This window comes from Streptomyces fagopyri (genome assembly GCF_009498275.1).
GTDB classification, from domain to species: domain Bacteria; phylum Actinomycetota; class Actinomycetes; order Streptomycetales; family Streptomycetaceae; genus Streptomyces; species Streptomyces fagopyri.
This window is the reverse complement of the sequence record NZ_CP045643.1, coordinates 8594016-8617543: the sequence shown is the minus strand read 5'-3', so window position 1 is coordinate 8617543 and position 23528 is coordinate 8594016. Positions and strand designations below refer to the sequence as shown.

General features: G+C 71.5%; 16 protein-coding genes. 5 read left to right on the top strand and 11 right to left on the bottom strand.

The window, feature by feature from the left end; all coding sequences use genetic code 11:
* Window positions 1–66 precede the first annotated feature (66 nt).
* Window positions 67–972, top strand: a complete 906-nt coding sequence (locus tag GFH48_RS37255; protein ID WP_228121180.1) for a Gfo/Idh/MocA family protein — start codon at window positions 67–69, stop codon at window positions 970–972.
* Window positions 973–1349: 377 nt separating this feature from the next.
* Here GFH48_RS37255 and GFH48_RS37250 read toward each other — a convergent pair whose 3' ends face one another.
* Together GFH48_RS37250 and GFH48_RS37245 are read right to left on the bottom strand one after the other, a co-directional pair.
* Entirely contained in the window at window positions 1350–2678 is a 1329-nt protein-coding gene (locus tag GFH48_RS37250) for an MFS transporter (RefSeq protein ID WP_228121178.1), read from the bottom strand.
* Between the two features lie 139 nt (window positions 2679–2817).
* Complete coding sequence (locus GFH48_RS37245; protein ID WP_153292461.1) at window positions 2818–3429, bottom strand: LysE/ArgO family amino acid transporter; 612 nt, start codon at window positions 3427–3429, stop codon at window positions 2818–2820.
* Between the two features lie 77 nt (window positions 3430–3506).
* On the opposite strand from GFH48_RS37245, the gene GFH48_RS37240 reads away from it, so the two are divergent.
* Together GFH48_RS37240 and GFH48_RS37235 are read left to right on the top strand one after the other, a co-directional pair.
* Complete coding sequence (locus tag GFH48_RS37240) at window positions 3507–4427, top strand: LysR family transcriptional regulator ArgP (RefSeq protein WP_153292460.1); 921 nt, start codon at window positions 3507–3509, stop codon at window positions 4425–4427.
* A gap of 361 nt (window positions 4428–4788) precedes the next feature.
* The gene (locus tag GFH48_RS37235; RefSeq protein ID WP_153292459.1) at window positions 4789–7332 is read left to right on the top strand and encodes a SpoIIE family protein phosphatase; all 2544 of its coding nucleotides are present in this window, start codon (window positions 4789–4791) and stop codon (window positions 7330–7332) included.
* A 310-nt stretch (window positions 7333–7642) separates the two neighbouring features.
* On the opposite strand, the gene GFH48_RS37230 is transcribed toward GFH48_RS37235, so the two are convergent.
* The gene (locus tag GFH48_RS37230; protein ID WP_153292458.1) at window positions 7643–8629 is read right to left on the bottom strand and encodes an aldo/keto reductase; all 987 of its coding nucleotides are present in this window, start codon (window positions 8627–8629) and stop codon (window positions 7643–7645) included.
* Between the two features lie 265 nt (window positions 8630–8894).
* On the opposite strand from GFH48_RS37230, the gene GFH48_RS37225 reads away from it, so the two are divergent.
* Window positions 8895–9248 carry a hypothetical protein gene (locus tag GFH48_RS37225; protein ID WP_153292457.1) on the top strand — a complete coding sequence of 118 codons (354 nt, stop codon included), beginning with the start codon at window positions 8895–8897 and terminating at the stop codon, window positions 9246–9248.
* 132 nt (window positions 9249–9380) lie between these two features.
* Here the strand turns inward: GFH48_RS37225 and GFH48_RS37220 are convergent, their stop codons facing one another.
* From GFH48_RS37220 to GFH48_RS37205, 4 genes are all read right to left on the bottom strand, one after another.
* The gene (locus GFH48_RS37220) at window positions 9381–10250 is read right to left on the bottom strand and encodes a universal stress protein (RefSeq protein WP_153292456.1); all 870 of its coding nucleotides are present in this window, start codon (window positions 10248–10250) and stop codon (window positions 9381–9383) included.
* A gap of 208 nt (window positions 10251–10458) precedes the next feature.
* Window positions 10459–11499, bottom strand: a complete 1041-nt coding sequence (locus GFH48_RS37215; protein WP_153292455.1) for a LacI family DNA-binding transcriptional regulator — start codon at window positions 11497–11499, stop codon at window positions 10459–10461.
* A gap of 62 nt (window positions 11500–11561) precedes the next feature.
* Window positions 11562–13316, bottom strand: a complete 1755-nt coding sequence (locus tag GFH48_RS37210) for a discoidin domain-containing protein (RefSeq protein WP_153292454.1) — start codon at window positions 13314–13316, stop codon at window positions 11562–11564.
* Between the two features lie 233 nt (window positions 13317–13549).
* Window positions 13550–14644: a DUF1996 domain-containing protein gene (locus tag GFH48_RS37205; RefSeq protein ID WP_153292453.1), complete on the bottom strand. Its 1095-nt coding sequence runs from the start codon at window positions 14642–14644 to the stop codon at window positions 13550–13552.
* A gap of 430 nt (window positions 14645–15074) precedes the next feature.
* Here GFH48_RS37205 and GFH48_RS37200 point away from each other — a divergent pair, with 430 nt between their 5' ends.
* Window positions 15075–16883 carry a coagulation factor 5/8 type domain-containing protein gene (locus tag GFH48_RS37200; RefSeq protein ID WP_153292452.1) on the top strand — a complete coding sequence of 603 codons (1809 nt, stop codon included), beginning with the start codon at window positions 15075–15077 and terminating at the stop codon, window positions 16881–16883.
* 20 nt (window positions 16884–16903) lie between these two features.
* On the opposite strand, the gene GFH48_RS37195 is transcribed toward GFH48_RS37200, so the two are convergent.
* The 4 genes from GFH48_RS37195 to GFH48_RS37180 form a co-directional block, all read right to left on the bottom strand.
* Window positions 16904–18175, bottom strand: coding sequence for an SGNH/GDSL hydrolase family protein (locus GFH48_RS37195; RefSeq protein WP_153292451.1), 1272 nt, complete (start codon window positions 18173–18175; stop codon window positions 16904–16906).
* On the bottom strand, window positions 18172–20589 hold the full coding sequence (locus GFH48_RS37190) for a glycosyl hydrolase family 95 catalytic domain-containing protein (protein WP_153292450.1): 2418 nt from the start codon (window positions 20587–20589) through the stop codon (window positions 18172–18174). The genes GFH48_RS37195 and GFH48_RS37190 overlap by 4 nt, the downstream gene beginning before the upstream one ends.
* A 158-nt stretch (window positions 20590–20747) precedes the next feature.
* Window positions 20748–22574 carry an alpha-galactosidase D gene (locus GFH48_RS37185; protein ID WP_153292449.1) on the bottom strand — a complete coding sequence of 609 codons (1827 nt, stop codon included), beginning with the start codon at window positions 22572–22574 and terminating at the stop codon, window positions 20748–20750.
* Window positions 22575–22613: 39 nt separating this feature from the next.
* Complete coding sequence (locus GFH48_RS37180; protein ID WP_403236110.1) at window positions 22614–23522, bottom strand: carbohydrate ABC transporter permease; 909 nt, start codon at window positions 23520–23522, stop codon at window positions 22614–22616.
* Window positions 23523–23528 lie beyond the last annotated feature (6 nt).

The following is a 23528-nucleotide window of genomic DNA, read 5'->3' as shown; positions in this document are numbered from 1 at the left end:
GGAACGGCCGGCCTCGTGATGGAGTTTCCCCACCCGACGCCGGGCACCAGCCGAAGGAGAACCCCAGTGACCGCGACAGCAACCGACACCTCGATTCCGTGGCCGCACGAACCGGTCAGGGTCGGTCTGGTCGGCGCCGGGCCCTGGGCGCGGGCCGTGCACGCCCGTGTCCTCGCCGCCGGACCCGAGACGCGGCTGACGGCGGTGTGGGCGCGGCGTGCCGAAGCCGCCCGCGAGACGGCGTCGCCCTACGGAGCGGACGCGGTCGCCCGTTTCGAAGAGCTGCTCGACGGCTGTGAGGCGGTCGCGTTCGCCGTCCCGCCCGCGGTGCAGGCGGAGCTCGCGCCGCTCGCCGCGAAGGCGGGCAAGGCTCTGCTGCTGGAGAAGCCGCTCGGGGTGGACCTGGCGTCGGCGCGGCGGGTCGCTGACGCCGTCGCCGAGGCGGGCGTCGTCTCCCAGCTCGTCCTGAGCAACCGCTACCACCCGGCCACCCGGGAGTTCCTGAGCGCGGCCCAGTCGATCGAGATCACCGGGGCACGCTCGTGTCTCCTGCACGGGGCCTTCCTGGGCGGCGAGTTCGCGACGCCCTGGCGGCTGGAGCACGGCGCGCTGCTCGACCTGGGTCCCCATCTGCTGGATCTCCTGGACGCGGCCGTCGGGCCGATCGTCCGGGTCCGCGGTACCGGCGACCCGCGCCGGTGGATCGAGCTGACCTGCGAGCACGCCGGCGGCGCCGTCAGTCAGGCCTCGTTGTCCGGGGCGGTCGACATCGAGGGCGGCAGCACCCGGATCGAGCTCTTCGGGCCGCAGCCACCGCTGGTGTTCGACGCCGCCGGACTCGACCAGGAGGAGCTCTGGCCGGTACTGCGCCGGGAGTTCGCGACGGCCGTGCGTACGGGGGTGTCCGGAGCGCTCGACGCCCGCCGGGGGTTGCACCTGCAGCAACTGATGGACCAGGCCATGAAGGGCTGACCCCGCTCCCCGGCGCCCACCCCGGGGACCGGCCGGGTGCGGACGCCGGTTCGTGACGGCGATGCCCCAGACACTCCCCCCAACGCTCGGAGGGAGCGGGACCGGCACTGCGTGGTCCGGGCGCCGTGCGGGGACGGCCCCCGTGCGAAGGTGGCACGGTCCGCGCGCGGAACGGTCCGGGAGATGGCGGGTACGGAGGCGGCGCGCCGCGGAACGGTCCAGGGATGGCGCCTTACGGGGACGGCGAGGTCCGGGCGCGGAACGGTCCAGGTGTTGCGCGGCACGCGCGAAGGCGCGGGCCAACCGTCTGTCCGGCCGGGTACCCGGTCAGGCACCCGGCCGACGGACCGGCCCGCGCACCCGGGTGCCCTCGTCGGTCAGGCCTTGTACCGCCGCAGCGCCGGCGTCGCGGCGGCCAGGCCCAGCGTGCCGACGATCACCAGCAGCCCGCCGCCCGCGACGGCGGTACGGGCCCCCAGAAGCGAACCGGCCGTTCCGTGCAGGACGTCGGCGAGGCGCGGTCCGCCCGCGACCACCACGGTGAACACCCCCTGCATCCGGCCGCGCATCTCGTCGGTGGCGGCCGACAGCAGGATCGCCCCGCGGAAGACCATCGACACCATGTCGGCGACTCCGGCGACCGCGAGGAACGTCACGGCCACCCACAGGCTGCCGCTGAGGCCGAACCCCGTGATGGCCGCACCCCAGGCGAGCACCGCGACGATCACCATGAGCCCGTGCCGGCGCGCGCGGGAGAACGTGCCCGACATCAGTCCGCCGACCACCGCGCCGATGGGGATCGCCGCGAACAGCAGTCCGAGCGCGAGGCCCTCGCCGTACGGCGCGTACGTCTCGGCGGCCAGCTGCGGGAACAACGCCCGGGGCATGCCGAAGACCATGGCGATGATGTCGGCGAGGAAGGACAGCAGCAGCACCTTGTGCAGGGCGATGTAGCGGAACCCCGCGACGACCTCGCGCCAGCCCGCGCGCCGCCCCGCTCCTCCCGTCAGGGGCGGCAGCGAGGGCAGCCGTACGACCGCCCACACGGTGACGCACAGTGCCAGCGCGTCGATCAGATACAGCTCGCTCAGGCCGATCACCGGGATCAGGGCACCGGCGAGCAGGGGTCCGGCGACCAGACCCGTCTGCATGACGGTCGAACCGAGCGCGTTCGCCGCCGGAAGCTCCTCCTCGGGGACCAGCCGGGCGATCGACGCGTTGCGGGCCGGCGCGTTCAGGCCGAAGAAGGCCTGTTGCAGGGCGAGCAGGACCATCAGGACCAGCACGGAGCCGAGTCCGGTGACGGCCTGTATCCAGAAGAGCAGTGAGGTGACGGCTATCCCGGTGTTGGTGACGAGGAGCAGCTTGCGCCGGTCCATGCTGTCGGCCACGGCGCCGCCCCAGAGGGCGAAGACCACGAGCGGCAGCAGACCGGCGAGGCTCGCGTAGCCGACCCAGGCCGAGGACCCGGTGATGTCGTAGATCTGCTTCGGGACGGCGACGGCCGTGAGCTGGCTGCCCACCGACGTGACGATGGTGGAGGACCAGAGCCTCCGGTACGCCGGTCGCCGCAACGGGCGGGTGTCCATCGTCCAGCGGCGCCAGCCGGTCCGGTCCGGGCGGCCGGGGTCCACCGCGCCGGCCGTCCCGTCCCGGGGTGCCGGTGCGCCGTCCGTGCCGTCCGTACTGCTCTTGCTCGTGTCCACGACCGTCCTGGCTGCTCGATACATCTTTCGGTGTCAGGGTTCACTATCGCGGAACGCGAGCGCGCGGAATCCCCGTGGGTCCCCCGCGACCCGCCGCACGGGTTCCCCACGGTCCGCCCCGGCGCGTGGGCCGCGTCGCTCAGGCACCGGCGATCAGCAGGGTCCCCATGCCGATCATCGTCGCCGCGACCAGGCCGTCCAGCACCCGCCACGACGAGGGCCGGGCCAGGAAACGGCCGAGCAGCCTGGCGCCGAAACCCAGCGCGGCGAACCAGCACAGACTCGCCAGCGCCGCCCCGAGCCCGAAGGTCCAGCGGAGCTGGCCGCGGTCGGCCGCGAGGGAGCCGAGCAGGAAGACGGTGTCGAGATAGACGTGCGGGTTGAGCCAGGTCATCGCCAGACAGGTGAGCACGGTCCGCCGCCGCGAGCCCGTGGGACCGCCCGCCGCCTCCAGCGCCGAGGGGCGGAGCACCCGCCGGACGGCGAGGACGCCGTACACCAGGAGAAATCCACCGCCGATCAGTCCGACGACCGTGAGCGCCTCCGGTCGGGCCACCACCAGCGCGCCGACACCGCCCACCCCGAGCGCGATGAGCGCCGCGTCGGACACCGCGCAGATGCCCACCACCGCGAACACCGCGTCGCGGCGGATGCCCTGGCGCAGCACGAAGGCGTTCTGGGCGCCGATGGCGACGATGAGCGAGAGGCCGGTGCCGAACCCGGCGGCCGCGGCGGTGAGGGCGTTGGTCATGGCGACGACGTTAGGAAAACGGCTGTCAAGAGTACAGCTAAAGATTCTTACGTATCATTAGCGCTCGTGATGTCGTCATGATGGCGGAACTCCCCCTCGACCAGGTCCGCACCCTGCTCGCGGTGGTCGACGAGGGCACCTTCGACGCGGCCGCCGCCGCCCTGCACGTGACGCCCTCGGCGGTCAGCCAACGCGTCAAGGCGCTCGAACAGCGCACCGGACGCGTCCTTCTGATGCGGACGAAGCCGGTGCGCCCGACCGAGTCCGGCGAGATCGTCGTGCGGTTCGCGCGCCGGCTGGCCCGGCTGGAGCGCGATGCCCGCGCCGAGCTCGGGATGAGCGACTCCGGGGAGCCGACGCGGCTGTCGATCGCGGTGAACGCCGACTCGCTCGCCACCTGGTTCCTGCCCGCGCTCACCCGCGTCCCCCGCGAGCTGCGGCTCTGCTTCGAACTGCGCCGCGAGGACGAGGACCACACGGCCACCCTGCTGCGCGAGGGAGCGGTGATGGCGGCGGTGACCTCGTCGCCCGACCCGGTGGCGGGCTGCTCCGTGCGGTCCCTGGGCCGGATGCGCTATCTGGCGGCGGCTGGTCCCGACTTCGCCGGGCGGTGGCTCGACGCCGGGACGGACACGGCCCTGCACGACCTGCTCGCCGACGCTCCGGTGGTGGTCTTCGACCGGAACGACGACTTCCAGGACGACTTCGCCGCCCGGCTGCTCGGAGGACGCGGCGCGAGCCCGCTGCGGCACTCCGTGCCCACGTCGGAGGGGTTCGTCGACGCCGTCGCAGCCGGACTCGGCTGGGGCATGGTGCCCGAGGCGCAGGCCGCGCCGCTGCTGCGCGCCGGGCGGCTGGTCGGCCTGGCACCGGACCGGACCGTCGACGTCCCGCTGTACTGGCAGCAGTGGAAGCTCGACTTCCCGGCGCTCGCCGTGGTGGCCGAGGCCGTGGCGTCCGCCGCCGCGGACGCGCTGAGGCCCGCGCCACGCTCCTGACCCACCGCGCGACCGCCCGACCGCACGCCGCCCCGCCGCACGACCCCACGACCGTCCGACCCCACGACCGTCCGACCCCGCCCCGGAGCCGACCGTCTCGCCGCCACGGACCGGCAAAAACACCGCCCCGGACCGACGCCGGCGCGGCCCGTCCGTCAGGAGCGGGCCGTCGGCATCGTCCCGGGACTCCTCGCCGGGGCGCGGGCAGGGTATCTTTCGCGCTGGGTCGAGCCGAGTACGGCTGAGTGAAACCAAGGCCAACGAACGGCGACCGGCGCGGGAGGCGTCGAGGTGCGGGTGGGTACCGCCGAGGCGCATTCTTGCTGTGGTCACCTGACGGCAGGCGGACGAGGACAGACCGATGACTGGGAGCGCCGAGCCCGCGAACCGGGCGCCGGACGGCCTGGGCGCCCTGCTCAGCGGGGCCGTGGCGGACGCGATCCGAGCGGCCCGCGGCTTCGCGGGGGGTGTCTATCTGCGCACGCCCACGCCCGGCCTGCTCAGACTGGCCGTTCTCGCGGGCCTGCCCGACCAGTTGTTCCGTTCCTGGTGGCGCCTGCCCCTGGACCGGCCCTTCCCCGCCGCCGACTGCTACCGGCAGGGCATGGAGGTGCTGCTCACCGACGCCACGGAGACGATGCGCCGCTATCCGCAGCTCGCCGCCGGACTGCCGTTCCAGTTCGGCTCGCTGTACGTGCCCGTGACGGGCTCGTCGTCCTCCTTCGGCGTCCTGACCGTGCTGCGCCCTTCGGCCTCGGACGCCACCGACGTACTGCCGGACCGCGACCGTATGACGGCGGTGGCCGAGAGTCTGGGCACCGCCCTGTCGGACCGGGAGAAGAACGGGTCCGAAGTCACCTGGGACAGCGAGCCGTTGTGCGTGCACCCGCCCGCCGACGCTCCCCCGCGGTGCGCCGGACGGTTCGCCTGGGATCCGGCCGACGGCACGGTCACCGCGGACGACGCGTTGCGGTCCCTGCTCGGTACCGGTGCCGGGGCCTTCCCCGGGACACCGGAGGCGCTCGCCCGAGGGCTGTCCCCGGGCGATCCGCACGCCCTGCTGGCCGCGCTGCACGAGACGGCCGCCGGACACCCGCCCACCCATCCGCTGCCGCTGCACACCGTGGGCGGCGGTCTGTGCCTGGTACACCTGTCGCCCGGCCGCCACACACCCGACCCGCCGTTCCCGGTCCGCGGGACGGTCGTCGACCCGGGCCCCGGCCCGGCCGCGGCCGGCGCGGCCGATCTCCTCCCGGAGGGCGTTTTCGCGCTGGACCGGCTCGGGCTGATCACCTACGTCAATCCGCGCGCCGCCGAGCTCCTCGGGCGGCCGCACGGGGAACTGCTCGGGCGACCGCTGTGGCAGGCCGTGCCCTGGCTGGACCAGCCGTCCTACGAGGACCATCTGCGCGGCGCACTGCTGTCGCCGGAGCCCGTGCACTTCCAGGTCGCCCGCCCGCGCGAAGGGCGCCGGACCTCCCTGGCGGGCCGCGGGGACACCTGGCTGACCCTGTCGGTGTATCCCGGCCCCCGCGGCCTGACGTGCAGGCTCATCCCGATGGGACGTATCGCCGACACCACCAGGGCCGCGGCGGCCGCGGCGCCCGACGTGGGCAGGCCGGCGGAAGCGGCATCCGGCATCGGAACGTCCGTGTCCAGCGTCACCACGGCGGGGCTGTACCACCCCATCGTCCTCGCCATCGCGCTGTCCGAGGCCGTGACCGCCCGTCAGGTGTCCGAGGTGGTGATGCGGGAGCTGCTGCCCGCGTTCGGCGGACGGCAGCTCGCCATCTACCTGTTGCAGGAGCGGCGGCTGTACCTGGCGTGGGAGACCGGCTTCCCGCAGGGATTCCTCGCCCCCTTCGACGGGGTGGGGCTGGACGCCAAGCTGCCCGGAGTGGAGACCCTCACCTCCGGCCGGGCCCTGTTCTTCGAGTCGATGCCCCGCCTCGAATCCGCCTATCCCGGCATCGCCGTGGACGCCAAGGTGGGCGCGCGGGTCTTCCTGCCGCTGATCGCCTCGGGCCGGCCGGTCGGTTCCTGCATCCTGGGCTTCGACCGTCCGCGCGACTTCAGCACCGAGGAGCGCGCCGTACTGACAGCGCTCGCCGGCCTCGTCGCGCAGGCCCTGGAGCGAGCGCGGCGCTACGACTCCGAGGCCGCCCTCGCCCGCGGTCTGCAGGAGGCACTGCTCCCGCACCGGCTGTCGGCACACCCCCAGGTGGAGACGGCGGGACGGTATCTGCCCGGCACCGAGGGCATGGACGTGGGCGGCGACTGGTACGACGTGGTGGAGGCCGGCGACGGACTGGCCCTCGTCATCGGCGACGTCCAGGGGCACGGTGTCCAGGCGGCGGCCACCATGGGCCAACTGCGCAGCGCCGTCCGGGCGTTCGCTCTCGGCGACCACGCTCCCGACGAGGTGATGAGCGGCACCAACCGGTTGCTCATCGACCTCGATCCCGGCCAGTTCGCCAGTTGCTGCTACATCCGGCTCGACCCGGTGACCGGCATCGCCCGTGCCGCGCGCGCCGGACATCCGCAGCCCCTGTTGCGCCACCCCGACGGGCGCGCCGAGGTCCTGAACCTGCCCGGCGGCGTGGTGCTCGGCGTGGACCCGCACGCCCGCTACCCGGTCACGGACCTGCGCCTGGAGCCCGGTGCGGTTCTGGCCCTCTACACGGACGGTCTGGTCGAGAAGCCCGGCGCCGACATCGACGACGGGATCGAGAGGGTGCGCGCGAAGCTGTCCGGGGCGGGCACCCCGCACGCCCGCCCCGGCGCCTCCTCACTGTCCCGCGCGGCCGACCTGCTGACCGAGGAGGCCCGGCAGGCCGCGGAGCGCCCCGACGACATCGCGCTGCTCCTCACCACCCGCCGCTCGCGGCGCGGCCAACGCCCCTGACCCACGGGGGCGGTAGCCGCTCCGCCTCTCCCGGCGCGACCGGGGAGGACGGCGCCGTCCTCATCGCCGACACGACCGGAGACGGCAGCCGCTCCGTCGCCCCCGACAGCACCGGGGACGACACCCACGCCCTCGCCGCCGGCGTGACCGGAGAGCACGACCACACCCGCGAGACCGACACCACCGGACGCGACGCCCGCACCCACGCCACCCGCACGACCGGAGAGGACGGCGGCTTCCTCATCCCTGACACGACCGGAGACGGCAGCCGCTCCCCCGTCTCCCACACGACCGCGGGCGGCGGATCGCCTCAGTGCGCCCTGTCGAGACGTTCCCGCTGTTCCGGCGTCAGTTCCAGGTCCACGGCGGCCAGGTTCTCCTCCAGCTGTGCCACGGACGACATCCCGACCAGCGGGATCACCGGGAAGTCGGCGCCGAACTGCCAGGCGAGCACCACCTGGTTCGGGCTCGCTCCGGTCTCCCGGGCGACCGCCCGCAGCGCGGCGAGCCGGGGCGGTGTTCCCGGGTGGTCGTAGTCCGCGGGCAGCGGTTTGTCCGCGCGGCCGTAGGCGCCGCGCAGCAGCGGCGAGTAGGCGACCAGGGTCAAGGCGGGCTCCGCGCGCAGGTAGTTGAGGAGTTCCCCGGTCGCGCCGCCGAGGCCGCCGTCCCGGAAGAGCTCGTCGGGTATGTCGGTACGGGGCCGCAGCAGGCTGTGCTGGTACTGCAGCACCTCGTAGCCGGGCAGCCCCGCGGCAGCGGCCACGGCACGGGCCCGTTCGACCCGCCAGACGGCGTGGTTGCTCGCGCCGAGCAGGCCCACGGCCCCCTCCGCCACCAGCGCACCGAACCCCTCGACGGTCTCCCGTATGTCGACGGTCCGGTCCTCGATGTGCGCGTACAGCAGATCGATCCGGTCCAGGCCGAGCCTTTCCCGGCTGCGCTCGGAGGCCTCCCGGATCGTCCTGGCCGACAGCCCCTCCGGATTGTCGGTGTACCCGGTGCCGGGGGCCAGCGGCCGGGCACCCAGCTTCGTCGCGAAGACGATCTCGTCGCCGACGCCTCGGCTGCGCCGCCAGCGTCCGAGGAGTTCCTCGCTCTGGCCGCCCTGGCCGCCGTCCGTCCAGAACGCGTAGTTGTCGGACGTGTCGACGAAGTTCCCGCCGGCCTCGGCATAGCGGTCGAGTACGGCGAAGGAGGTCTTCTCGTCCGTCACCGAGCCGAACAGCATCGCGCCGAGCGCGAGCACGCTCACCTCACGGCGGCTGTTCGGATCAGCGCCGATGGAACGGTACTTCATGCCGGTCCCTCCCGTTCGGGCCCGGCATCCGCGGACCCGGGGAGGAGTCTGGAACTTGAAGAGCACTTCAGGTCAAGGGGTCGCGGACGGCCCCTCCAGGGCCGCCCACCGCGACAGCGTGACCGTCTCGGCGCCGGCGACCTCCCCGCCGCGTCGCGTCCGGATGCCCGTGGGTGTGAACGCGGTACACCGCGAGCACGCACCCCAAGGACTGTCCCGCTCCTCGACGGGGGAACGTCGCCCGCCGCGGCATTAGGCTCACGGCATGGAACAGACGGAGATCATCCTGCGCGCCATCGGCGTGCTCACCGAGACCAATGCGATGGTGCGCAGGATCGCCCAGGACGAGGACGCCGGGCCCGAAACGACCGAGACCCAACTCGGTGCGCTCGTCACCGAGGTCTTCCCCCGCGTCGAGGTGCCCGCGGACGCCGGACCCGCGGAGGCCGGACAGGCCGTCGCGGACGCCTATCTGCCCGCCACCATCTCCCTCGTGGGTGCCTTCGCGTTCCTCTTCTCGGAGCTCGCCGACGTCCACGACTCCGGACAGACCGACATCAAGACGGCCGACCTGCTCCAGGACCTCGCCCTGCGGATGTCCAGGGCCGACGACGAGTAGCCGCCGGCCGCCTCGCCGTGGCACCGGGCGCCGGCACGGCGGGGCGGAAGCGGGTCCTCGCACCCCCAGGACTCAGGACCGCGCGACGCATGAGCACCGCGCTCAGGCCTGCGGGACTCGGGAGCGCCGCGCTCAGGCGTGCGGGACCACCGCCACCGGGCACGGAGCATGGTGGATCACCGCGTGTGCGACGGAACCGATCCGTGCGCCCAGCGCGGAGCGGTGCGCGCGGCGCCCGACCACGATCAACTGTGCGCGGGGGGCCTGCGCCAGGAGGACCTGGCCGGCGCTCCCCATCTCGACGTGCGCGGTGACGGGTACGTCGGGGAAGCGCTCACGCCACGGCCGCAGCGCCTCGGCGAGCGCCTCGGTCTCGTACGGTTCGAGACCGCCGGACTCGTCCAGCAGTTTCAGCGAACCCGGGCTGTAGGCGAACACCGGGGGCAGGTTCCAGGCACGTACCGCGCGTACCCCGGCGCCACGGGCCGCCGCCGTCTCGAACGCGAACTCCAGGGCCGCCGCACTGTCGTCGGGCTCGCCCTGCTGGCCCACGACGATCTGCCGGCCCGCCGCCTCGGGCGCCGCCCGGTCGTCGGCGCGCACCAGCACGACGGGGCAGCCGGCCTCGGCGATCACCTGCTGTCCGACCGAACCGAGCAGGAACCCCACGACCGCGCCGTGTCCGCGCGAACCGAGCGCCAGCGCGCGGGCGCCGGCGGTCTCGCCGAGCAGGGCTTCCACGGCCGCGCCGTCCACCACCTCGTCGGTCACCGGCAGGTCCGGGTGCGCGTCGGCGACCGTGCGGGCGACATCGCGGACCATCTCCCGGACCCAGCGGGCCTGCTGGTCCCCGCCGCCGTCCACCATGCCGTGGGGCGGCCAGTGCCACGCGTACATCACCCGCAGGGGCACGCCGCGTCGGACGGCCTCCCGGGCCGCCCACGCCGCCGCGGCCCTGCTCTCGGGTGATCCGTCCACGCCCACGGTGATCGGGTGGGTCATTCGCCTGCCTTCCCGTCGCCGGCCGGTGGTCCTGCCGGCTCGCTCCGCATCCTGACGGTTCCAGTGTCCGTCATCGTCGGCGGCGAACCGTGCGGGCGGGCCCGGCGCGACGGTGGGGCCGAACCCCGCCGGCGCCCGCGGTCATCAGTCGTCGCGCGCCGCGCGTCGTGCCCCGTCATCCGTCGTGCGGGCGGTCGGAGGTGGCTTCCTACGCGGACTCTCTCACCACGAGTTCCGGATCGAAGATCACCGACGTGGGGTCGGTGCGCAGGCCCTGGATGTGCTCGTCGAGGAGGGCGGCCATCGTCGAGGCCATCTCCTCGACCGGCTGGCGCACGGTGGTCAGCGCGGGCCTGCAGGTGGCCGCCACGCTGGAGTCGTCGAAGCCCACGACCGCGACATCGTCGGGCACTCGTCTGCCCCGCTCCCGCAGCACCTGGCAGGCGCCCTGGGCCATCAGGTCGTTGGCGGCGAACACCCCGTCGACGTCCGGGTGTTCGGCCAGCAGTCCGGACATGGCGGCCATTCCGCTGTCCAGGGTGAACCCGCCCTCGGCGACCGGCACGTACGGATGTCCGCTGCGCGCCATCGTGTCGCGGAACCCGGCGAGCCGGTCCTGGCTCGCGCCCACCCCCAGCGGTCCCGTGACCGTGACGATCCGTCGGCAGCCCCGCTTCAGCAGATGTTCGGCGGCCTGCCGCGCGCCGTCCCGGTGCGCGAGGTCGACATAACTCAGCGGGACGGGGCGCGACGGCCGGGCGAAGAGGACGGCCGGCACGCCGGCGTCGGCGAGCAGCGCGGGCATCGGGTCGTCCGCGTGGGTGGAGACGACGAGGGCGCCGTCCGCGCTGCCCTGCCGCAGATCCGACAGCACCTGCTGCCGGGCCTCGGGGGATTCGGCGAACATCAGCAGCGGATGCATCGAGCGGGGCCGCAGATAGCCCACCACCCCGGCGACGACCCGTCCGAAGAACGGGTCCGCGAACACCCGTGCGGTGAAGGCGCTCTGCTCACCTTCCGAGGTGTCGCCCGCGCCGGAGACGATCAGCGCCACCGTCTGGGTCCGCCGGGTCACCAGTGACCTGGCGGCCCGGTTGGGGGCGTAGCCCGTCCGCTCGACCGCCTGGCGCACCACTTCCTGAATACCGGGATCGACGTTGCGGACGCCGTTGATGACCCGGGAAACCGTCGCGCGGGAGACTCCGGCCTCCCGCGCGACATCCTCCAGCGTGGGGGCCTGTCTGCTCATGCCCCGCACCTTAACCGTCGCGTACTGCGCCGGGATAGAGCGCTCTCCCATCGAGCTGCGAATCAGCTGTAGACACCGAACTCGTAGAGCGAGTAGCCCCATCCGGTCCCGCGGGCGGTGCCGTTGACGCGCACATAACGGCCGGTGCCCGTGAGGTCGAGGTCGTCGACACCGCCGTTGCCGTCGGTGACCGAGCGGACGGTGGTCCAGTTCTGTCCGTCGTCCGACGTCTGCACGGTGTAGGCCTTGGCGTACGAGGTCTCCCAGACCAGTTGTACGTGCCGGAACGAGGTGCGGGTGCCGAGGTCGACGCGGAGCCACTGGGGGTCGCTCCAGTCGCTGGCCCAGCGCGTGGTGAGGTTCCCGTCGACGGCTCCCGCGGCGGTGCAGGGGCAGTCACCGCCGCCGGCCTGGGAGGAGGACGCGGTGGCCGGCTTGCCGAGGGCGACGTTCGTACCGCTCGGGACGGGCGGCACCACCCGCACGGAGCGGGTCTCCACACCCACGTTGCCCTTGCCGTCCTTGACCTTGACGTAGATCTTCCAGACGCCGGGCCGGTCCGGCGCGGTCACCCGGAGACGGCCGCCGCCGAGGTCGGTGGAGGGCAGCGTGGTCAACTGCTTGCTCTGGTCGATGTAGTTGCTGTTGTCCAGCACCTCGTACGTGAGGGGGTCACCGTTGGGGTCCGTGGCCTTCACCGAGAGGGTGAGGGAACCTCCCGCCGGAACCTTGGCCGCGTCTCCCTCGACGGTCAGGCCGGAGATGACCGGCGGGGTGTTGTCGCGGGAGGTGTCCGCGCCGTACGCCTTCTTCACCGCGTAGTACGACAGCCGTTTCTCGCCCGCGGGCAGCAGGTTGAACCAGATGCCGCCGAAGTCGTACTCGGTGCCGTAGTGGAACATCGTGGCACCGAGCGCCACGCCCCTGTGTCCGGTGACGCAGTTCCACGCCCGCGTGTATCCGTCGGCCTTGGCCTGGTCGGTGGGCTCCGCGGGGACGCCGTTGGCGTCGTCCGGGACCTCCCACTCGCCCGCCGGGCCGGTCTCGGTGACGATGTAGGGCTTGGTGTAACCGCCCTGCTGCCAGGCCGACTTCACGTCGCAGACGGCGTTGTAGGCGTTGACGGCGTACAGGTCCAGGGCGGGCGCGTTCTTCTTGTAGTAGGGCCAGGCGCCGGTCCACGCGTCGGTGGAGGTGACCGGGTGGTTGGGGTCGACGGCGTGGATCTTCTTGGTGATGTCGTTGACCAGCGTGGTGTACGCGTCGCGCTGGCGCTCCAGTTCGTCACCGCTGTAGCAGTTCTGCAGCCCGAGCACGGACTCGTTGCCGACGTTCCACATCAGGACGCCGGGGTTGTCCTTGTAGGTGGCGGCCCACTGGGGGAATTCGTTGAGCACCTGGTTCTTGTAGGCGGTGTCCGTCAGGTAGTTCACGCAGCCGCCGCTGCCGGGGCCGCCGCCGGGTTGCAGCCAGAAGCCGGCGATCACCTTGACGCCGTGGGCGGCCGCGGAGTCGAAGAGCGGCTTGCTGCTCGCGTCGGTGCCCCAGGTACGGATGGTGTTGACGCCCATGGACTGCAGGTCGGGCATGTATCTGTCGGCGTCGGCGACGGCGGGCCCCCAGGTCAGGCCCTTGATCTGGTAGGGGCTGCCGTTCACGGTGAGCTGCCAGTTGCCCTGGCCGCCGGTCACCTTCACCACGGTGGCGGCGGCGTGGGCCGAGGGGCCGGGCAGGGCGACGAGGGCGCCGGCGGCGAGCAGTCCGGCGACGAGGGGGGCCGCGACGCGGCGTACGGGGGTGCGGGGCGGTGAGGTCATGTGGGGTACTCCGCTGCTTCTCCGGTGTGCGGGTGGGGGCCGTGCGGCGTGGGGGAGCCGCCCGGACGACGGGGGCCGTGCGCGGTGGGGCGAACCGTCCGGGACGACGGGGAGCCGTGAGGTGTGAGGGGCCGTGCGGGTGGGGCAGCTGTCCGGGACGGGGCACGGGAGGGTGCGGGACGAGAGGGGCGGCCCGGCCGCAGCGGGGACATGGTCGGCCGGGCCGGCCCGGTTCAGGGGAGCCGGTAGTTCGCGTCGAGTGCCGCGCCGGCTTCCGGGTGGGTCTGGTCGTAGCCGCGGGCGTCGCACTGGAGACCGCCGACGACGCAGTGGTCGACGAGCGCCTTCAGTGTCGGGTTGTCCCACGCGTTGAAGAAGTCGTAGTGGAAGGAGTGACCCGCGCCGCTCGCCAGTCTCACCTGGGACATGTCACCGTTGACGGGGAAGGCCATCTTGAACTCGATCATCGGCAGGGCGACCGGGTGGTCGTCCGGGCAGATGTTGTTGTTGGTGCCGGGGTTGACGACCGGATAGGCCATGTGGCTCTGGTGGTTGGGTGTGTCCAGGTACGCGCCGTCCCAGCAACTGGGCGCCTGGAAACGGATGTTGAGCTGGACGTCGGCCCTGTTCGGACACTGCTGCGGGAAGTCGATGTTGAAGAAGCTGTCGCCGCACTCCCAGCCCTCCACGAACCCGCGGTGGTTGCGGAAGTCCGCCGCGGACTGCATCGGGTTGCCGACGACGAACCGCAGCCCCTTGGGGAAGGGCCGCACGCTGGTGTAGTCGGTGACACCCGCCTTGTAGTAGATCACCTGGGGACCCACCGGCAGTACGGGCGTGTTGCCCTTGAGCAGGGTGGGCATCCAGTACGCCGACCTGTCCCCCGGCGCCTTGCAGGTGGTGGAGCCGGCGTCGAGCGAGGCCGTGGTGCTGGCGGCGTCGGTCGTGGTGTTGCCCATGAAGGTGTGGTCGTGGGACTTGCCCGGCTGCCCCGGGTAGACGATCGGGTCGTCCGGCCTGGTGTGCGTCACCGAGCAGTTGGCCTGGAACTCGTGGAAGTAACGGTGCGTCGGCTCCGCCTTGGAGGGGACGACGCCGGTCACCGGCGGGTTGGCGGGGATGTACCCGTCGCCGTCCGGGTCCTCGGGCGAGGACTGTGTCGAGGCGGCCATCACATGACCCGTGTGTCCGGTGGCCCCCGCGGCCACGGACGTCGCCGCGCCGGGGACGGGGTCGGCGCTCATGGCCACCCCGGCCAGGCCGAGCGTGGTCAACAGCAGTGCGCTTGACATCAGCATTCCTGAGAGGATCTTCGATCTCCGTGCCATGGAGACCTCCTGCCACGTCGATGGTGGGTGGTGGGGGTCAGGCGGCCGTGAGCGGCGGACTGCACAGTGCTGCTGCGGCCGCCCGGGTGACGGACCATCACATGTGCCGGAATGACTGGGAGAGCGCTCTCCCAGCGAGGAGTGTTGTGGCGGCGGCACAGGGGTGTCAAGGGAAATGGACGGAGGATCACTCCCGGCTCTCCACGCATCTCTTGAACGCAAGCAGAGCGCGGACCGCATACCCGAGCACCCCGATACTGCCTCGAACCACCGCACAATCAGGCCGACTTGACTGTCCGATCGACAACAACCCGCGGGACTCCGGTCACAACTCTTGACGCGTCGTTCACCTGGCTGAAGCATGCATCGGCAAGAGAGCGCTCCCCCACCCCTCCCATCGTTCACTTCCTGAACCAGGAGAGTCGCCCCCATGCCTTCAACCCCCACAGAGGCCCAGGACCCGGGCCCGTCGCCGGTGGCACGGCGTTCCGTACTCGGCGCGATGGCCGGCGCTGCCGCCGCCCCCGGGCTGCTCGGACTGTCCTCACCGGCGTCCGCCGCTCCCGCCGCGCCCGTGAAACAGCCGCAGGCCCTGCCGGGCGGCGGCGACCTCGGCCCGAACGTGATCGTCTTCGACCCGTCCACAGCCGGTATCCAGTCCAGGCTGGACCAGGTCTTCCGCCAGCAGGAGTCGGCCCAGTTCGGCACGGGACGCTTCGCGCTGCTGTTCAAACCGGGGACCTACAACGGGCTCAACGCCCAACTCGGCTTCTACACCTCGATCGCCGGCCTCGGTCTGTCACCGGACGACACCACCATCAACGGCGACGTGACCGTCGACGCGGGTTGGTTCAACGGCAACGCGACCCAGAACTTCTGGCGCTCGGCGGAGAACCTCGCCCTCAGTCCGGTCAACGGCACCAACCGGTGGGCGGTCGCGCAGGCCGCCCCCTTCCGCCGGATGCACATCAAGGGCGGTCTCAATCTCGCGCCGAGCGGCTACGGCTGGGCCAGCGGCGGCTATATCGCCGACAGCCGCGTCGACGGTTCGGTCGGACCCTACTCGCAGCAGCAGTGGTACACCCGCGACAGTTCGGTGGGCGGCTGGGCCAACGCCGTCTGGAACATGGTGTTCTCCGGCGTCCAGGGCGCGCCCGCGCAGTCCTTCCCCAACCCGCCCTACACCACGCTCGACACCACACCGGTCTCCCGGGAGAAGCCGTTCCTCTACCTGAACGGCGGCGAGTACCGCGTCTTCCTGCCGGAGAAGCGCACCAACGCGCGCGGTACCACCTGGGGCAGTGGCACCCCGCGCGGCACGTCGCTGTCGCTCAGCCAGTTCTACGTGGCCAAACCGGGCGTCACCGCCGCCACCCTCAACGCCGCGCTCACCCAGGGTCTCCATCTGCTGCTGACCCCGGGGATCTACCACCTCGACCAGCCGATCCAGGTCAACCGGGCGGGCACCGTGGTCCTCGGCCTCGGTTACGCCACCCTGATCCCGGACAACGGCGTCACCGCGCTCAGGACGGCGGACGTCGACGGGGTGCGGCTGGCCGGCTTCCTGATCGACGCGGGCCCGGTCAACTCGTCCACTCTGCTGGAGGTCGGGCCCGCCGGAGCCTCGGCGGACCACTCCGCGAACCCGACCACCGTGCAGGACGTCTTCGTGCGCATCGGCGGCGCGGGCGCCGGCAAGGCCACCACCAGCATGGTCATCAACAGCCGTCACACGATCATCGACCACACCTGGGTCTGGCGCGCCGACCACGGCACCGGCGTCGGCTGGGAGACCAACCGGGCCGACTACGGCATCCGTGTCAACGGTGCCGACGTCCTGGCCACCGGCCTGTTCGTCGAGCACTTCAACAAGTACGACGTCCAGTGGTACGGCGAGCGCGGACGCACCATCTTCTTCCAGAACGAGAAGGCGTACGACGCGCCGAACCAGGCCGCCATCCAGAACGGCGGGATCAAGGGGTACGCGGCCTACAAGGTCGCCGACTCCGTGACCGCGCACGAGGGATGGGGCCTGGGCAGCTACTGCTACTACAACGTCGATCCGACGATCGTCCAGCACCACGGGTTCGCGGCACCGAACAAGCCGGGGGTCAAGTTCCACAACCTCCTGGTCGTCTCGCTGGGAGGCAACGGGCAGTACGAACGGGTCGTCAACGACACCGGGTCACCCACCTCGGGGACCTCCACCGTGCCGTCCACGGTGGTCTCCTACCCCTGACGGTGCCGCGGGGGCCGCCCTCAGCAGGAGGTCAGGCTCCCGAGATCGACCGCGTCGGCCATCGCCTGCATCCCCTTGTCGTTGGGGTGCAGGTGATCGCCGCCGTCGAAGAACGGCAGGATGCGCTGCGGGTCGTAGGGACTGCGGGTGATCCTGTCGAAGTCCGTCACACCGTCGAGGGCGCCGCTGGTCCTGATCCACTCGTTGACGCCCTGCCGCACCGCCTCGGACGCCGCGTCGTACTCGGACCAGTCCTTGAACGGCATGACGGTCGCTCCGACGACACACTTGCCCGCCGCGTGCGCACGGTCGATGATCTTCCGGTAGCCGGCGATCATGTCGTCCACCGTGACGCCGGAGTGGGCCTTGATGTCGTTGATGCCTTCGAACAGGAACACCGTCCGCACCCCGGGCTGGGACAGCACGTCACGGTCCAGCCGGTTCAGCGCGGCCTGTCCGGCACCGTCCGCGAGCACCTTGTTGCCCGAGATCCCCTCGTTCGCCACTCCCTTCACGGGAATGCCCGGCACCGCTTGCAGCCGCTGGGCGAGATAGTCGGGCCAGCGGCGGTTGCCGTCCGTGGTCGAGGCCCAGCCGTCGGTGATGGAGTCACCGAGCGTCACCACCGAGCCCACCGCCGTGGACGTCTCCACGTCGACGGCGTCCAGCCAGTACCAGGAGCCCATCGGATCGGTCCAGTTGGCCGCGCCCTCCTCGGCGGCGTGGTCGCCCGCGGTCGCGTAGTTGGTCTGCATGGCCATGCCGTGACCGGTCGTCGGTCCCTCGGCGCCCGTCACATAGAGGCTGATCACCAGATCGCTGCGGGCGGCGAGTTTCCCCGGCAGCGGATCGCTGAGCACCACCTGGCCGGCCGGGACGGTCACGGACGGGGCTCCGCCGGCGAAGGAGAGCCGCCGGTTGGAGCCGTGGACCAGTTCCGCACCCTGTTTGCGCAGGCCCGCGTAGGCGCTGGCGAAGGTCACCGGGTGGTCGCCGAAGGCGTTGGACAGCCGGATCCGCAGATGGGTGCCGCCGACACTGGTGCGCACGATCAGGCGGTAGCTGCGGTCGGCCGGCCCGGCGCCCTGCCGGTCGGCACTGGCACCCCAGGTGACGACGGAGTGTCTGCCCTGCGCGGCGGCCGGGTGCGCCACCGCCGTCGGCACCTTCGCCGGCGGTGGGGCCACCTGCTCCGCCTGCGCCGTCGACGAGGCGGTCACGGGTCCGCACAGGACGAGGACCAGGGCCGAGAGGACACCCACCGCGCGACGGCGGTACGAGGCCGTGCTCATCCGAGGTTCCGCAGCGTGACGGACTCACCGGGCGTGAGGCTGATCTTCCGTGCGGCGCCGCCCGCGACGACCGTGGTTTCACGGCCGCCGACGCTCTTCAGCGTCGCCCGGGTGACCTTGCCGTTCTTCCAGCTGAGGTCGGCGACGAAGCCGCCGCGGACACCCACGCCCGCCACCGAGCCGGACGCCGCCCATGCGGCGGGCAGCGCGGGCAGCAGTTCGACGTGGCCGGGACGCGAGTAGACCAGCATCTCCACGATCGCCGCCGGGGTGCCGAAATTCGCGTCGATCTGGAAGATGCCGCGGCCCTGCTCGACCTCGTAGATGTCGAAGAGGTTCATCGCGCTGCCGTTGCTGCCGCCCGACGACGGCTTGAGGTTGTTGACCACCAACTGGTAGGCCTTCTCCGCGTTCTTCAGTCGCGCCCAGCACAGGCTGCGCCAGGCGTTGGCCCAGCCGAAGCTGTTCATGCCGCGCGCGGTGAGGAGGGCGGTCGCCCCGTCGACGATGTCCTTCGGCGTGGAGTCGTCCGGGCGGATCCGGTCACCGGGGAAGAGACCGATGAGCGGGGAGAGATGCCGGTGCGTGGTCTCGCCGAGGTTGTCGGGCGACATCCACTCCTCCAGCCAGCCGGTCTTGGGACTGACGACGGGCAGGTACAGGCGCTTGCGGAGACCGTCGACGGTCTTGCTGTAGGCGGCGTCCCTGGCGAGTACCCCGGTCGCGGTGCGGAAGTTGCCGAAGAGGTTCCACACGAGTTCCTGGGCGTAGGTGATGCCCTTGGCGTCCAGCGGACCCTGCTCGGGCGACCAGTCGCTGTCGGCGACCAGGACCTCACGCGAGGCACCGGACGCGTCCGTGACGGTCGTGGTGACGAGGCGGGACTCCCAGAACTCCACGGCGCCCTTGAGGAGCGGGTAGATCTTCTTCAGGTAGGTACGGTCCTGAGTATACTCGTAGTGTTCGAACAGGCTCTGGCAGAGCCAGGCGTTGCCGGCCGGGTGCCACCACCAGCCGCCCCCGCCGTAGGGGTTGGTCGAGATCGCCACGGTCCAGCCGGCGATCTTCCCGCTGGAGTTGCGATAGCGGTTGGACGGGTCGTTGAACAGCCGCCGGGTGACGTCGGTCCACGACGACAGCTGCGCGAGACAGTAGTCCGTGAGGGCGTCGAAGGCGCCGGACAGACCCGCCCGGTCAGCCATCCAGTAGTTCATCTGGATGTTGATGTCGGTGTGGTAATCCGCCATCCAGTCGGGGTCGTTGCCGGCCAGCCACGGGCCCTGGAGACCCATCGGCAGGCTGCCCCGCGACCCCGAGATCATGAGATAGCGGCCGAACTGCAGGTAGGCGGCCTCCAGTTCCGGGTCCGGGAGGTCGTCGCGGTGGCGTGCCTGTATCCGCTCCCAGGTGTCCAGTTCGCGCTGCGCGGCGGACGACGTACCCAGGTCGATGTCCAGCTGTCCGAACACGGCCCGGAAGTCGGCGACATGGGTGTGGAGCAGGGTGCTCGCCGAGTGACCCGCCGCGTTCAGGACCTTGGTCCTCGCGAGACGCTCCGGGACCAGGGCCGGGTCGCGGAACTTCGCCCCGGCGTCGGGGGCGTAGTTCGTGCCGCCGCTGACGACGACCGTGAGGTCCTTGCAGCCGTCGAAGGCGATGGACGTACCGTCGACGCGGACCCTGCCCGTGCTGCTGTACGCGGTGACGGCGGCGCCGTACTTGAGGCCGTTGGGGAGGGCGGCGCCGAACGACGCGTAGCGCCCGGCGCTGTTGGCGGTGGTGGACTCGCCGTGCGTGCCGGCGAGGGAGACGGTGCCGGTGTAGGACCCGCCGCCGCGCTGGGAGAAGTGCAGGACGATGGCGTCGTCGGGGCGGCTGGCGAAGATCTGCCGCCGGTAGGTCACGCCCGAGACGTCGTACGAGGTGGTGACCAGGCCCTGGGCCAGGTCGAGGGTGCGACGGTAGTTGTCGACGTTGCCCAGGTCGTGGTCGGGGATCGTGACGTCGAGCCTGGCCAGCAGCGTGAGGGAGCCGAAGTCGTCGCGCCCGTAGGGGAACTGGCCGTCGCTCTGCAGCTTGTCGTTGAGATGGCCGGTCCACAGGGTGGCGTCGGTGATCATCAGGAGTTCGTCGGCGGGGTCGTTGCTCACGAGCGCCCCGAGGCGACCGTTCCCCACCGGCAGCCCCTGCTCGATCATCGAACGGGCGGAGCCGGGAGCCTGCCACCACAGCTGGTTCCTCGCGGCGTCGGCCGGGGACAGCAGAGGCGACTCGGCGGGACGCCCGGGAGCCGCCGAGGCGCTGAAGGCGGGCAGGGCTCCGAGAGCGGTGGCCACGCCGGCAGCGGCGGCGAGGGCGAGGAAGCCCCTGCGACTGGGCGTGTTGTCGCGTGGTTCGGTGTGCTGGATGTCCACGGTGGTGCACTCCAAATCCGAGAACGGCTCGTACGGGAACGGCGCGTGCGGGAACGGCGCTTGGGGGTGGGGCTCGTGGCGGGGCTACGGCTGCGGGCGTCGGGGAGGGCTGGTCCCCGCGGGGCCCGGGACGTGTCACCGGGCCCCGCGGGAAGCGGTCAGACGGACTGCGGAACGACGATCCTGTCGATGTCGGGGGCGTATCCGCTGCCGCTGTCGAAGGTGATGCTGTTGGAGCCCGCCTTGAGTGCCAGCTGCACGCTGACGGTCTCGGCCGTGCCCCAGTCACCCGTGGACGGGAACTTCAGGCTGGTGCCGTTGCCGCTGTTGGACAGGACCGTCACCGAGCGGGGGTCGCCGCTGACGTAGGCCACCTCGACCGTGTAGATGCCGTCCTTCTTCACCGTGACGTCGTTGATCCGCAGCTTGCCGCCGGTGTACAGGTTGCCGACCTTCTTGCCGCCGGAGCAGGCGTCGCATCCGGCGACGGAGGCGCTGCCCGACAGGGTGTTGGCGGTCGCCTCGGCCTCGTAGCTCGTGGTCGTCAGCGCGCTGCCGCCGGGCTTGACGGTGAACAGCCGCGAGCCGTGGGCGGGAAGCGCCTCGGTGATCCTGTTCTTGTGCGTCCCGAGGTTCGACTTGTTCCACAGGTCGCGCACGGAGGCGTTACCGGTGAATCCGAACGCCGCCCAGTCGGCGGTGACGGAGGCCGGCGCGTCGCCGAGGTTGAAGAGGGCGACGGTGTAACTGCCGTCGGAGTTCTTGGTGCCCCAGACCTGCTGGTCGCCGACCGGGGTGACCGGACGCGCGACGGGCGAGTCGTTCTGGTCGACGGCGATGACCTCCTTGTTGGTCAGCAGGGAGACGCCGTAGCTGTCCAGCTTGGTGATGTCGTCACCGGTGAACAGCGGGGACTTGTTGATGGCCCACAGGGTCATGTAGCTCTGCCGCTCGGCCTTGGTGAGGCCGTCCATCTCACCGTTGCCGACATCGACGGCGTCCAGGTCGTTCCAGCCGCCCGGGCCGGCCTTGCGGCTCCACGCCGGTGCGTCGTCCCACCGGTCGTTGACCGAGTTCTCCCAGGTGACCAGGGTGTTGCAGTAGCACTCGACGTCGGTGTCGATGCGCCAGCCGTTGGAGTACTGCTTCCAGTCGGCGGCGTGGCCGATGTCGAGCGACCAGGAGAGTTCGAGGTGGATCGGGCGCCCGGCGGTGGCGATGGCCTTCTGCCAGGCGGAGACGTCGGCCACGTTGTTGTAGTTGTCACCGGACTTGAACGAGCCGGGGCCCACGCCGTCCAGTTTGAGGAAGTCGTAACCCCAGTCGGCGAACTGCTGCGCCTGTGAGTCGATGTACTTCTGCGCGCACGGGTTGCCGAAGTCCAGCTTGTAGGCGTTGTCCCAGCCGTTGGTGGTGCGCAGGTCCGCGTAGACGACGTCGGCGGTGGTGCAGCCCGGGGCGTTCCAGATCGGCACCTTGCCGTCGCCGTAGGCCCCCTTCTCCAGGCCGACGGGCAGGTAGATACCCGCCTTGAGGCCCTTGGAGTGGATGTGGTCGGCGACCGACTTCATGCCGTGCGGGAAACGGACCGGGTCCGGGGTCTGCCGGCCGTACTGGTCGAAGCCGGTCTTCCAGGTCTTGTCCATCCACCAGCCGGCGTCGATGTTGACGTGGTCGTAGCCGTACTTCTTGAGCTTGGCGGCGAGGGCGTCCGTCTGCTTGAGGACGTTCGCCTCGGTGAGGTAGCTGTAGTCGCCGTCCGGGTTGAGGCCGGGGTACTTCGACGACTGCATGCTCCAACTCGACCAGCCCATGTACGGCTTGGCGGCCTCCGCCGCGGCGGTGGTCCTGGCGGAGGCGGGAGCGGAGGGTGCCGGGCCGGCGTGCGCGGCCGGCGCGGTGGTCGCGACGCCCGCGGTGAGCGCGAGGACGACCAGGCCTCTCAGGGCGCGGGTGGGCAGGACGGGGTACGAGGATGACCGCATGGGTCGTGCCTCCTGGGAGTGGGTTCAGGGCGGGGCGGCTCAGCCCTTGCCCGAGCCGATGGTGAGTCCGCTGATGAACTGGCGCTGGAGCGCGAAGTAGACCAGCAGTGTGGGGATCGCGGTCATCAGGGCGCCGGCCGCGATGAGGTTGGGATTGGTGAAGTACTGGCCCTGCAGGTTGGCCAGGGCGGAGGTGACGGGACGCTTGTCGCCGGTCTCGATCAGCGCGAGCGGCCAGAAGAAGTCGTTGTAGATCCAGATCGATTCGAGGGTCGCCAGGGCCGCGAACGCGGGGCGGCACAGCGGCAGGACGATCTGGAAGAACTGCCGCCAGACCGGGGCGCCGTCCACGAGCGCCGCCTCGGAGATCTCCTTGGGGATCGTCTTCATGTAGTTGCTGAGGACGAAGGTGCAGAACCCCGACTGGTAGGCGATGTGGATGGCGATGATGCCCCAGACCGAGTTGTAGAGCAGCAGCGAGTCGCTCATCCACGGCGGCAGCGGGATCAGGAGGTAGAGGCGGTACAGGGGGGTGATGAGGACCTGCGCCGGGAGCAGGTTGCCCGCCGTGAACAGCATCAGCAGGACGATGTTCCAGCGGAAGTCGAAGCGGGACACGAAGAAGGCGACCGCCGCCGAGAACAGCAGCGTTCCGAGGACCGCGGGGACGGTGATGAGGACGGAGTTCCAGAAGAAGTGCGGCATCCCCGACTGCTGCCAGGCGTCCGTGAAGTTGCCGAGGCTCAGGCTGCGCGGCCAGGACAGATAGCCGTGCTTCGCGGTGTCCGAGTAGGGCCGCAGCGAGGTGTACACGGCCCAGAGCAGCGGGACGAGCCAGAGCAGGGCGATGCCGGCGAGCAGCACGTGGCGGCCGGTCTGACGGCGGGGGCCCTTGCCGGTCCTCGGGGGTTCGTCCCGGGCCGTGGTCCCGGCGCCCGGCCGTGTCATGGTCGT